The organism is Luteimonas galliterrae (genome assembly GCF_023374055.1).
Taxonomy (GTDB): Bacteria; Pseudomonadota; Gammaproteobacteria; order Xanthomonadales; family Xanthomonadaceae; genus Luteimonas_C; species Luteimonas_C galliterrae.
This window is the reverse complement of sequence record NZ_JAMBEP010000001.1, coordinates 858,422-871,383: the sequence shown is the minus strand read 5'-3', so window position 1 is coordinate 871,383 and position 12,962 is coordinate 858,422. Positions and strand designations below refer to the sequence as shown.

Below are 12,962 nucleotides of genomic sequence, written 5' to 3'. Positions count from 1 at the left end.
TACGGAGGGCGCACCCTCGACGCCGCTGGTCGATCCGGAGTCGCTGCCGCATCCCGGCCCGCGCTCGCTATACTCTGTGAATCTCCGGCGAAACCGCCGGATTGTCGCTATATGAATCAACTATTTAGCGGCTGGAAGAAACCCAAAACCTGAACCAGATGCGCGCGCGGCACGGCGGGACGCATCGAGCCTGAGAGAAATCACCGCCGCATGCGCCTGTCCACGATCAAGCTGTCCGGTTTCAAATCCTTCGTAGAGCCGACCACCCTCCACCTGCCGACCAATATGACCGGCGTGGTCGGGCCCAACGGCTGCGGCAAGTCCAACATCATCGATGCGATCCGCTGGGTGATGGGCGAAAGCGCGGCCAGCCGCCTGCGCGGCGACTCGCTGACCGACGTGATCTTTTCCGGCTCGACGTCTCGCAAGCCGGTGTCGCAGGCGATGGTCGAACTGATCTTCGACAACTCCGACCACACCATCACCGGCGAGTACGCGGCGTACAACGAGATCTCGGTCAAGCGCACGGTCAGCCGCGACGGGCAGAGCAGCTACTACCTCAACGGCGGCAAGTGCCGGCGCCGCGACATTACAGACCTGTTCCTGGGCACGGGCCTGGGCCCGCGCAGCTATTCGATCATCGAGCAGGGCATGATCTCGCAGGTGATCGATGCGCGGCCGGAAGAGCTGCGCGTCTACCTGGAAGAAGCCGCAGGCATCTCCAAGTACAAGGAGCGGCGCAAGGAAACCGAAACCCGTATCCGCCACACCCGCGAAAACCTCGATCGACTGAACGATCTGCGCGAGGAAGTCGGCAAGCAACTCGACCACCTCAAGCGCCAGGCGCGCCAAGCCGAGCAGTACCAGGCCATCCAGGAAGAACGCAAGATCAAGGATGCCGAGTGGAAAGCGCTCGAATTCCGCGGCTTGGACGCGCAATTGCAGGCCCGTCGCGAGGCGCTGTCGCAGCAGGAAACCAAGCTGCAGCAGCTGATCGCCGAACAGCGCGAAGCCGAACGCCAGATCGAAACCGGCCGCGTGCGCCGCGAGCAGGCGGCCGAGGCCTTGAATAAGGCGCAGGCCGAGGGCTACGAAGTCGGCGGCAATCTGGCCCGCATCGAACAGCAGATCCAGCACCAGCAGGAAATGGCGCAGCGTCTGCAGCGCGCGCGCGACGAAGCGCAGGCCGCGCTGGCCGAGCTCGGCCAGCACATCAGCGGCGACCAGGCCAAGCTCGACGTGCTGCGCGCCGCGATGGCCGAGGTGGAACCGCAACTGGCGCAATTGCAGCAGGACGACGGCGCGCGCCAGGACGCGTTGCGCGACGCCGAAGCGGCGCTGGCCGACTGGCAGCAGCGCTGGGACGCGCACGCGCGCGAGCAATCCGAAGCCGCGCGCGCGGGCGATGTGGAACGCACCCGCGTCGACTATCTCGACCGTCAGGCGTTGGACGCCGACCGCCGCCGCGAAATTCTCGGCAACGAACGCAGCGGCTTGGACCTGGACGCGCTGGCGGCTTCGTTCACCCAAGTCCAGGCCCAGCACGATACGCAGAAAGCCTCGCTCGAAACGCTCGACCAGGAAGTCGAGACGCGCAAGCGGGCCGTCACCGAATTGCAGGACCAGCAACGCACCGCGCAGGCCGAACTGGCCGAAGTGCGCAAGCAGGCGCAAACGGCGCGCGGCCGCCTGTCGTCGTTGGAAACGCTGCAGCACGCCGCGTTGGGCCAGGAACAAGGCGCGGCGGTGGAATGGCTGCGCCAGCAGGGCCTGGATTCGTCGGCGCGCGTCGGCGAGAAGCTCGTCGTCGAAGCCGGCTGGGAGAACGCCGTCGAAGGCGCGCTCGGCCAACTGATCGAAGGCGTGCTCGTCGAAGCGCCCGAAGCGCTGGTCGATGCGCTGGGCGAGCTGGCCGAAGGCCGCTTGACCCTGGTGTCGCCGGCCGATGAAGGTTTCAGCGCGCCCGCGGGCACACTCGCGGCGAAGGTGAAGGGCCCGGATGCGATCCGCCGCCTGCTGGCCAAACTGCATGTCGCCGAAGACCTGCCGTCCGCGCGCGCTTTGCTGCCGCGCCTGGGCGAGGGCGAATCGGTCATCACCCGCCACGGCGAGCGCCTCGGCGCCGGTTGGGTGCGCATGGTGCGCTCGGGCGCCGCCAAGCAGGGCGCGCTGCTGCGCGAACGCGAAATCCAGACGCTGCGCGCCGAGATCGAAGCGCTGCAGAAGCGCGAAGCCGAGCTCGACCGCGGCATCGTCGCCTGGCGCGATCGCCTGCTCGCCGCCGAACAGCAGCGCGAAGACGCGCAGCGCGCTTCGTACATGGCGCACCGCGGCGTGTCCGAACTCGCCGGCCAGCTGCAGAGCCAGCAGGGCCGGCTCGAATCCGCACGCGCCCGCATCGAGAAGATCGACGCCGAACTCGCGCAACTCTCCGCGACGCTGGAGACCAGCCGCGAACAGGCCCGCGAGGCGCGTTCGAAGCAGGAAGACGCCGTATCGCGCATGGCGCAATTCGAGAACGCGCGCCGCGCGCTCGACGAAGAGCGCACGCGTCTGGTCGAAATCCGCGACGCTGCCCGCAGCGCCGCACGCGAATCGCGCGATGCGGCGCACGCGCTCGCGCTGACGCTCGAATCGCAACGCGCGCAAGTGTTGGCGTTGACCCAGGCCCTGGACCGCATGGGTGGCCAGCGCGGCCAGCTCGACGGGCGCCTGGGCGAGCTGACCTCGCAGTTGAGCGAAGGCGACGACCCGGTCAAAACACTGGAAGTCGAACGCCAGGCGCTGCTCGAAAAACGCGTCGTCGCCGACAAGGCGCTGAATGCCGCGCGCGCCGATGTCGAAGGCATCGACAACGAGCTGCGCGGTTTCGAGCACACCCGGCACCAGCGCGACGAACAGGCCATCGTGCAGCGCGATGCGATCTCGCAGGCCAAGCTGGACCAGCAGGCCTTGTCGCTTAAGGCGGAACAGCTATCGGAAGCGGTCGCCGCCGCCGGCTTCGTGCTCGACGATGTCGTCTCCAGCCTCGCCGACGACGCGGACGTCGCCGCGTGGGAAAAGACCGTCCTCGATTTCGACGCCAAGCTGCGTCGCCTGGAACCGGTCAACCTGGCCGCCATCCACGAACACGCCGAAGCCGCGCAGCGCAAGGAATACCTCGACGCGCAGGACGCCGACCTCACCGCCGCGCTGGAAACGCTGGAAGACGCCATCCGCAAGATCGACCGCGAGACCCGCGGCCGCTTCAAGGACACCTTCGACCGCGTCAATTCCGGCATCCAGGCCCTGTATCCGCGCCTGTTCGGCGGCGGCCACGCCTATCTGGAGTTGACGGGCGAGGACCTGCTCGATACCGGCGTGACGATCATGGCGCGCCCGCCGGGCAAGCGCGTTTCCAACATCACGCTGCTGTCGGGCGGCGAGAAGGCGATGACGGCGGTGGCGCTGGTATTCGCCATCTTCCAGCTCAATCCGGCGCCGTTCTGCCTCCTGGACGAAGTCGACGCGCCACTGGACGAAGCCAATGTCGGCCGCTTCACGGCGCTGGTCAGCGAGATGAGCGAACACGTACAGTTCCTGTTCGTCACCCACAACAAGGCCACGATGGAGGCCGCCCACCAGTTGAGCGGCGTTACCATGCGCGAACCCGGCGTGAGCCGGTTGGTGTCGGTCGACCTGGCCGAAGCCGCGCGCCTGGCCGGTGCTGCTTGAGCCGTGATTCGGAATTGGTGATTCGAGATTGGGAAATGCGAGCGGCTCGCTCGACGAATCCCAAACCCCGAATCCCGAATCCCAGCAGTTAGAAGGAGGAAACGATGTCCGACGTATGGCTGTTGCGAACCGGAATCCTCATCGCCGGCATCCTGCTGGTGGCCGCCATCTATTTTTTCGGACGCCCGCGCCGGGGCGCGCAAGGACGGCGCGTCGACAAGGCCGCGCGCAACGAAGGCGAGCGCATGGAGCCGACGCTCGGCGCGCAGATCGAAGGCGACTTGGCCGGCGGCGGATATAGCGACGATGCGGCCGTGCAATCCGAGTTGAGCCTGCTCGACGACGCGATCGGCGGCGCTTCGGCCGGCAGCGACCTGGGCCGCCGCGACAGCGAAAACTTCGACAAGATCATCTCGCTGTACGTCGCCGCGCGCGCCGGCCAGCAGCTGCAAGGGCCGGACATCGTGGTCGCTGCGGAAAAGGCCGGGCTCACCTTCGGCCACATGAACGTGTTCCACCGGTTGATGGAAGGGCATCCCGAACGCGGCCCGATCTTCAGCGTGGCCAACATCATGAAACCGGGCAGCTTCGAGATGGCCGAGATCCAGTCGTTGCAGACGCCGGCGATCGCCTTCTTCCTGACGCTGCCGGCGCCGCTGTCCGCGCTGGAAGCCTGGGATACGATGCTGCCGACCGCGCAGCGCATGGCCGAACTGCTCAACGGCGTGGTGCTGGATCAGGAGCGCAATGCGCTCGGACGCCAGCGCATCGCCCACATCCGCGACGACCTGCGCGCCTACGACCGGCAGCACGAAGCGCCGCCGATCAAGCGTTCCCCGCGCTGGTAGTACCGCTTTTCGTAGGAGCGGCTTTAGCCGCGAGCTCTTGCCTTTCTTCCCCTTTGTAAAAGGGGGATTGAGGGGGGTTTGCTTTTGCTGTTGCTTTTAAAAGCAAGATCAAGAGCAAATCCCCCGTAGCCCCCTTTTTCAAAGGGGGGGCAACAGCAGGAGCAAAAGCTCGCGGCTAAAGCCGCTCCTACGAAAAGCCGCGGCCGAATCGGGCGCGCTAGAATCCGCCGATGAGCCCCAAACCCGCCGACCGCATCGCCAAGCTCCGGCGCCAGCTGGAAGACGCCAACTACCGCTATCACGTGCTCGACGATCCCAGCATCCCGGACGGCGAGTACGACCGCCTGCTGCGCGAACTGGAAGCGCTCGAAGCCGAGCACCCCGAACTGGCCGATCCCAATTCGCCGTCCCAGCGCGTAGGCGACAAACCGTCGTCCAAGTTCGCCGAAGTGAAGCATGCGGTGCCGATGCTGTCGCTGGCGAACGCGTTCGCCGACGAGGAAGTGGCCGATTTCGTCGCCCGCATCAGCAGGGAAACCGGCGACGACGCCCCGGAATTCTCCGTCGAACCCAAACTCGACGGCCTGGCGATCAGCCTTCGCTACGAAGACGGCAAGTTCGTCCGCGGCGCCACGCGCGGCGACGGCGTCACCGGCGAAGACGTCACGCCCAATCTGCGCACCGTGCGCGCGATCCCGCTGCAATTGCGCGGCAAGCCGCCGAAAGTGCTGGAAGTGCGCGGCGAGGTCTACATGCCCAAGGCCGCTTTCGAAAAGTACAACGCCTGGGCCGCCGAACACGGCGCGAAGACGCTGGCCAATCCGCGCAACGGCGCGGCCGGCTCGTTGCGCCAGCTGGATCCGCGCATCACCGCGCAGCGTCCGCTGAGCTTCTACGCCTACGCGCTGGGCGAAACCGACGCCAAGCTGCCAAAAACCCACACCGAAACGCTGGCGTGGCTGCGCGAACTCGGCCTTCCCGTGTCGTCGCTGGCCGACGCGGCCACCGGCACCGAAGGATTGCTGGCCTATTACCGGCGCGTCGGCGAGGAGCGAAATGCGTTGCCGTTCGACATCGACGGCGTGGTGTACAAGCTCAACCGCTACGACCAGCAGCGCGCGATGGGCTTCGTCTCGCGCGCGCCGCGCTGGGCCCTGGCGCACAAGTTCCCGGCGCAGGAAGAGGCCACCGTGGTCGAGTCGATCGAGGTCAACGTCGGCCGCACCGGCGCGGTGACTCCGTGGGTGCAGATGACGCCGGTGCATGTGGGCGGCGTCATGGTAGGCCGCGCCACGCTGCACAACGCCGACCAGATCGCACGGCTCGATGTGCGCGTCGGCGACAGCATCATCGTCCGCCGCGCCGGCGACGTGATTCCGGAAGTCGTGCGGGTGATCGAGGAGCGGCGCCCGCTCGACAAGAAGGGCAAGCCGCTGCATCCGCCGTACGCGCTGCCGACGGAATGCCCGATCTGCGGCTCGGACGTGGTGCGCGAAGAAGGCGAAGTGGTCGCGCGCTGCACCGGCGGCCTGTTCTGCCCCGCGCAGCGCAAGGAGGCCCTGATCCATTTCTCGTCGCGCCGGGCGATGGACATCGGCGGCCTGGGCGAACGCTTCGTCGATGCGCTGGTCGAATTCGGTTATGTCGAAACGGTCGCCGATCTGTACAAGCTGACCGTCGACGACTTCCTGGAAATGAAGCGCCGCGCGGACGAGCGCGACGGCACCGTTCCCGAAACGGTGAAAGCGGGCAAAGTGGCCAGCAAATGGGCCGAAAACCTGATCGCCGGCATCGACGCCAGCCGCAACACCACGCTCGAGCGCCTGTTGTACGCGCTGGGCATCCGCGACGTCGGCGAAAGCACCGCGAAAACGTTGGCGCGCCACTTCGGCGCGTTGGCGCCGCTGATGGCCGCCGACGAAGCGACGCTGACCGAAGTGCCCGATGTCGGACCGGTGGTGGCCGCGCGCATCGCCCACTTCTTCGCCGAACAGCACAACCGGGAAGTGATCGCCGGATTGCGCAAGAACGGCGTGCACTGGCCGGAAGGCGCGCCGCAGCGCGCGGTCGACGGACCGCTGTCGGGCAAGACGGTGGTGCTGACCGGCGGCCTGGAATCGATGTCGCGCGACGAAGCCGGCGCCAGGCTCGAAGCCCTGGGCGCCAAGGTATCCGGCAGCGTCTCCAAGAAGACGGGCATCGTAATCGCCGGCGAAGCGGCCGGCTCCAAGCTGGCCAAGGCGCAGGAGCTGGGCCTGGAAATATGGGACGAAGCCAAGCTGCTCGACTTCCTCGCCAAGAACGGCTGAAGCCATGACGGCGAAGGCAGGCGATTGGCGCCCGTCCGCGCAACCGGAAGCCATCCGGCTGCGCGCGCGGCTGTACGCGGCCATCCGCGCTTTCTTCGCCGAGCGCGATGTGCTGGAAGTGGAAACGCCGATCCTGTCGGTGGCCGGCAACACCGATCCGAACATCGCCTCGTTCTCGCTGCAATTCTCCGGCCGCACCGAAGGCGCGCCGCGCACGCGCTGGCTGCGCACGTCGCCCGAGTACCCGCTCAAACGCTTGCTCGCCGGCGGCGTCGGCGATTGCTACGAATTGGGCCGCGTGTTCCGCGACGGCGAGGCCGGCGGCCGCCATAACCCCGAATTCACGATGCTGGAGTGGTACCGCACCGGCTGGGACCATTTCCGGCTGATCGACGAGAGCGTGGCCCTGGTGCGTGCGGCGCTCGCGTTGGTCGGACGCGATGCGCGCGTCGAAAAGATCACATACCGCGACCTGTATCGCCGGCACCTCGGCATCGATACCGCGACGGGGACCGACGACGAATTCCGCGCGGCCCTGGGCGAGATCGAAATCGATCCCGCAGGCCTCGGCCGCGACGACTGGCTGGATTTGCTGATGACCCACCGCATCCAGCCGACGTTCGCGGCGGACCGCCTGACCGCCGTATACGACTATCCGGCCTCGCAATGCGCGTTGGCGCGGATACGCCCGGGCGATCCGCCGGTGGCCGAGCGCTTCGAAATCTACTTGGGCCCGCTGGAGCTCGCCAACGGCTACCACGAGCTGCAGGACGCGGCCGAACAGGGGAAGCGTTTTCAGCGCGACCTAGCCGTGCGCGAGTCGCGCGGCGCGCCGTCGCCGCCGGTCGACGAAAGGCTGCTGGCCGCGCTCGAGCACGGACTGCCGCAATGCGCCGGCGTGGCGCTGGGCGTCGACCGCCTATTGATGGCGATGCTCGGCGCTGACCGTATCGGCGACGCGATCGCGTTCGGTTTCGAAAGAGCCTGAACGGCAAGCGCAACACTTGCGGCGCATCGTAGGCCGGGCGAAGATCTTTGCGCCCGCTTTCATGTGCGCGGGTTAGAGTCGCAATATGGCGTTTAATCCAGGGGTCGCCATGCGTCAGATGCTGTACTGCGGCGTTCTGTTATTCGCTGGCTCGATGCTCGGCATCGGCGATGCCTGCGCGCAGGTGGAGAACTACAACGAATCGCGCAGGGCGCTTCCGAAGGACGTGGTCCGCTGCGAATCGGACGAGGGAAGGACGCGCCAGTGTCCGGGCGATACCAGCGGCGGCGTGAAGTTGGTCCGGCAATTGTCCGATTCGCCCTGCATCGAGGGCACGTCCTGGGGATTCGGCCGTAACGGCATCTGGGTGACGCAGGGCTGCCGCGCGTACTTCGCGATCGGAAACAATCGCGGTAGCCAAGCGAGCGATCTATTGCGCTGCGAATCGGGAGATGGCCGTTGGCAGTCTTGCCCCATCGAATCCAAGGAACGCATTTACCTGGTCCGGCAATTGTCGGACAGCCCTTGCATACTGGATCAGAGTTGGGGCCGGGACGAACGCGGGATCTGGGTATCGCAAGGTTGCCGCGGCGAGTTCAAGGTAGCGGGCGGACATGGACTGGGCGAACGCGTGCGATGCGAATCCAAAGGCGGCAAGGAGCGCCGCTGCAAAGCCAGCATCGACCAAGGCGTAAGATTGCTGCGGCAGCTGTCCGATGCCGTGTGCGTCAAGGACCAGACCTGGGGCTGGGACGAAGAGGGCGTGTGGGTGCGCAGCGGATGCAGGGCCGAGTTCGAGCTGCGTTGAAGGCTCTTCGTGGGAGCGGTTTTAGCCGCGAGCTCTTTTTCCCTTGGATCGCGCGGACGGGAGGAAGGAGCTCGCGGCTAAAGCCGCTCCCACGAAGAGCAGAGACGCTCGGCCCATGCGCATTGTTAAACTAGCGGCATGGCCAACGATATCGAGTACGACCGCTACGACCGCATTCGCCCGATCCGCTGGACCGGCGCGGCGCTCGAACTGCTCGACCAGCGCAAACTCCCGTTCGCGGTGGAATACCTGACGGCTGCGACCAGCGACGAGGTCGCAGGGGCAATCCATGCCCTCGCCGTGCGCGGCGCACCGGCGATCGGCATCGCTGCGGCCTGGGGCGCGGTGCTCGCCGCGCGCGATATCGATGCCGGCGACGGCGCAGCGGCGCTGGCGAAACTCGAACCCGCCTTGCAGCGGCTCAACGCTGCGCGCCCCACCGCGGTGAACCTGGCTTGGGCGCTGGCGCGGATGCGGCGCGCGCTGGCCGGCGCCGGCGGCGATTGGCGGGACGTGCTGGAACGCGAAGCGCAAGCCATCGCCACGGAAGACCTGGCCGCCAACCGCCGGATGGGCGAGATGGGCGCTGCATTGATCGCTCCGGGCAGCGGCGTGCTCACCCACTGCAATACCGGCTCGCTGGCCACCGCCGGCTTCGGTACCGCCTTAGGCGTGATCCGTGCCGGCGTCGCGCAGGGGCGCATCGGCAAGGTGTTCGCCGACGAAACGCGTCCGTGGATGCAAGGTTCGCGCCTGACGGTGTGGGAATTGCAGCAGGACGGCATCGACGCCACCCTGATCGCCGACGCCGCCGCCTCGCACTTGATGAAGAGCGGGCAGGTGGATTGGGTCGTCGTCGGCGCCGACCGCATCTGCGCCAATGGCGACACGGCCAACAAGATCGGCACCTACCAGCTGGCGATCTCCGCGCGCCACCACGGCAAGAAGTTCATGGTGGTGGCGCCGTCGTCGACGGTCGACATGGACACGCCCAGCGGCGACCTGATCGAAATCGAGGAACGCGACCCGAGCGAACTGCTCGGCGTGTCCGGCAGCCGCACCGTGGCCGACGGCATCCAGGCCTGGAACCCGGTGTTCGACGTGACGCCGGCCGCGCTGATCGACGCCATCGTCACCGAGAAGGGCATCGTCGAGCATCCGGATGCCGAGCGCATGAAGGCTATTTTCGGCGCCTAAAGCGCTTTTGCTCTTCGTAGGAGCGGCTTTAGCCGCGAGCTCTTTCCATCATATCGTGGCATGTAGGAAAAGCTCGCGGCTAAAGCCGCTCCTACAAAAAGCGGGACTGTCGCAAGACCTCTGAGACCAATGCCGGGGCAGTCCGGGAAAACTCACTGCAAGTGCCTGTTTCTACGCAGGTTTTCGGTGGTTTCACAAGCTGTTTCTGTGGTATGATTTCACGTCTCCGAAACCGGCCCATTTCCGGCGTCGCGGACCCCCGGTCCGCAGGTCGGCCTTGGGCGTGCAAACCCCTTCAATTACGGACCCCTGATGGCAGAACTCGCCAAGGAAATCATCCCCGTCAATCTCGAAGACGAGATGCGCCGCAGCTACCTGGATTACGCCATGAGCGTGATCGTCGGGCGCGCGCTTCCCGACGTCCGCGACGGCCTCAAGCCGGTCCACCGGCGCGTGCTGTACGCGATGAACGAGCTCGGCACCCACAGCAACAAGCCGCACGTGAAGTCGGCGCGCATCGTCGGCGACGTGATCGGTAAGTACCACCCGCACGGCGACCAGTCGGTGTACGACACCCTGGTGCGCATGGCCCAACCGTTCTCGCTGCGCTACCTGCTGGTCGACGGCCAAGGCAACTTCGGTTCGGTCGACGGCGACGACGCCGCGGCGATGCGCTACACCGAAGCGCGCATGACCCGGCTCACCCACGAGCTGCTGGCGGACATCGATAAAGAAACCGTCGACTTCCAGCTCAACTACGACGAGAAGGAAAACGAGCCGACCGTCCTGCCGACGCGGTTCCCGAACCTGCTGGTCAACGGCTCGGCCGGCATCGCGGTGGGCATGGCCACCAACATCCCGCCGCACAACCTGGGCGAAGTGATCGCGGCCACGATCGCGCTGATCGACGATCCCGAGATCGACATCGACGGCCTGATGCAGCACATCCCGGGTCCGGATTTCCCGACCGCCGGCATCATCAACGGCGTCGGCGGCATCCACCTGGCCTACCGCACCGGCCGCGGCCGGGTGCGGATGCGCGCCAAGGCCGATATCGAGATCAACGACGACAACGGCCGCGAGGCGATCGTCGTCACCGAAATCCCGTACCAGGTCAACAAGTCGCGATTGATCGAGAAGATCGCGGAACTGGTCAAAGAGAAGAAGCTGGAAGGCATCAGCGAGCTGCGCGACGAGTCCGACAAGGACGGCATGCGCATCTACATCGAGATCAAGCGCGGCGATTCGGCCGATGTGGTGCTGAACAATCTGTATTCGCAGACGCCGATGGAATCGGTGTTCGGCATCAACATGGTCGCGCTGGTCGACGGCCGGCCGCAGCTGCTGAACCTGAAGCAGATGCTGGAAGCGTTCGTCCGCCACCGCCGCGAAGTGGTGACCCGCCGGACCATCTTCGAACTGCGCAAAGCTCGCAACCGCGCCCATATTTTGGAAGGCCTGACGGTCGCGCTCGCCAACATCGACGAGATGATCGAGCTGATCAAGACCTCGGCCAACCCGAACGAAGCGCGCGAGCGCATGTTGGCCAAGACCTGGGAACCGGGTCTGGTCGGCGCGCTATTGGGCGCGGCCGGCGCGGAAGCCTCGCGTCCTGAAGATCTGTCCAAGTCGATCGGTTTGATCGATGGGCGCTACCAGTTGTCCGAGGCGCAGGCCAAGGAAATCCTGGAAATGCGCCTGCACCGCCTGACCGGGCTGGAACAGGAGAAGCTGACCGACGAGTACAAGCAGTTGCTGGAAACCATCCGCGGCCTGATCGAGATCCTCGAGAATCCCGACGTGCTGATGGAAGTGATCCGCACCGAGCTGCGCAACGTGAAGGAAGAGTTCGGCGATGCGCGCCGCAGCGAAATCCGCGCCAGCGAAGAGGATCTGGACATCCTGGACCTGATCGCGCCGGAGGACGTGGTGGTCACGTTGTCGCACGCCGGCTACGCCAAGCGCCAGCCGGTGAGCGCCTACCGCGCGCAGCGCCGCGGCGGCCGCGGCCGTTCGGCGGCGGCGACCAAGGAAGAGGATTTCATCGACCAGTTGTGGCTGGTGAACACGCACGACACCTTGCTTACCTTCACCAGCGCCGGCCGCGTGTTCTGGCTGTCGGTGCATCAGTTGCCCGACGCCGGCCCGAACGCGCGCGGCCGGCCGATCATCAACTGGATCCCGCTGGAGCAGGGCGAGCAAGTGCAGGCCGTGCTGCCGGTGCGCGAGTACGCCGAAGGCCAATACGTGCTGTTCGCCACGCGCAACGGTACGGTCAAGAAGACACCGCTGCCCGAGTTCGCGTACCGCCTGCAGCGCGGCAAGATCGCGATCAGCCTGGACGAGGGGGATGCGCTGATCGGCGTGGCCCTGACCGACGGCGAGCGCGACGTGATGCTGTTCGCTTCCAACGGCAAGGCCGTTCGTTTCGCCGAACGCGAAGTGCGCGCCATGGGCCGCACCGCTACCGGCGTGCGCGGCATCCGCCTGGCCGAGGGCGAAGCGGTCAAGAGCCTGGTCGTGGTCGAAGGCGAGGGCGACATCCTCACCGCCAGCGAACGCGGATTCGGCAAGCGCACGCCGGCGGCCGACTACCCGCGCAAGGGCCGCGGCACGCAGGGCGTGATCGCGCTGCAGACTACGGCGCGCAACGGCAAGCTGGTCGGCGCGATCCAGCTCAGCGACCACCACGAGGTGCTGCTGATCTCCGATGGCGGCACGCTGGTGCGCACCCGCGCCGCGGAGATCTCGCAGGTCGGCCGCAATACCCAGGGCGTGACCCTGATCCGGCTGGCGGACGACGAGAGCCTGCAGGCGATCGAGCGCCTGGACGCGTCGCTGGACGAGGGCGAGGAGGCGGCCGGTGCGGGCGCCGATCTGCCGGAGCAGCATCCGCCCGCTTAAGAGTAGGGGCTCATCAACCTTCTCCCCTCGGGAGAAGGTGGCGCGCAGCGCCGGATGAGGATTCGGCGAAGCCGCGATCATCGCTGGTCGCGGCATCCTTCGAACATGCGGTGTTTTTTCTCGCGAACTTGAGCGATATCGCTCCGCCGAACCCTCACCCCAACCCCTCTCCCGACGGGAGAGGGGCTTTGGTT

At 66.5% G+C, this 12,962-nt stretch carries 7 protein-coding genes; all 7 read left to right on the top strand.

Annotated elements, in window-relative coordinates:
- The first annotated feature begins 210 nt into the window (after positions 1-210).
- On the top strand, positions 211-3,714 hold the full coding sequence (smc, locus tag M2650_RS03905) for a chromosome segregation protein SMC (RefSeq protein WP_249471447.1): 3,504 nt from the start codon (positions 211-213) through the stop codon (positions 3,712-3,714).
- 104 nt (positions 3,715-3,818) lie between these two features.
- Entirely contained in the window at positions 3,819-4,562 is a 744-nt protein-coding gene (gene zipA / locus M2650_RS03900) for a cell division protein ZipA (protein WP_249471445.1), read from the top strand.
- Positions 4,563-4,792: 230 nt separating this feature from the next.
- Entirely contained in the window at positions 4,793-6,871 is a 2,079-nt protein-coding gene (gene ligA / locus M2650_RS03895) for an NAD-dependent DNA ligase LigA (RefSeq protein WP_249471442.1), read from the top strand.
- A gap of 4 nt (positions 6,872-6,875) precedes the next feature.
- Positions 6,876-7,859, top strand: coding sequence for an EF-P lysine aminoacylase EpmA (gene epmA, locus M2650_RS03890; protein WP_249471439.1), 984 nt, complete (start codon positions 6,876-6,878; stop codon positions 7,857-7,859).
- Positions 7,860-7,968: 109 nt separating this feature from the next.
- Positions 7,969-8,667 carry a DUF3011 domain-containing protein gene (locus M2650_RS03885; RefSeq protein WP_249471436.1) on the top strand — a complete coding sequence of 233 codons (699 nt, stop codon included), beginning with the start codon at positions 7,969-7,971 and terminating at the stop codon, positions 8,665-8,667.
- A gap of 138 nt (positions 8,668-8,805) precedes the next feature.
- On the top strand, positions 8,806-9,864 hold the full coding sequence (mtnA, locus tag M2650_RS03880; protein WP_249471433.1) for an S-methyl-5-thioribose-1-phosphate isomerase: 1,059 nt from the start codon (positions 8,806-8,808) through the stop codon (positions 9,862-9,864).
- Positions 9,865-10,176: 312 nt separating this feature from the next.
- Positions 10,177-12,768 (top strand): DNA gyrase subunit A, encoded by a 2,592-nt coding sequence (gene gyrA / locus M2650_RS03875; protein WP_249471429.1) that lies wholly within the window; start codon positions 10,177-10,179, stop codon positions 12,766-12,768.
- Positions 12,769-12,962 lie beyond the last annotated feature (194 nt).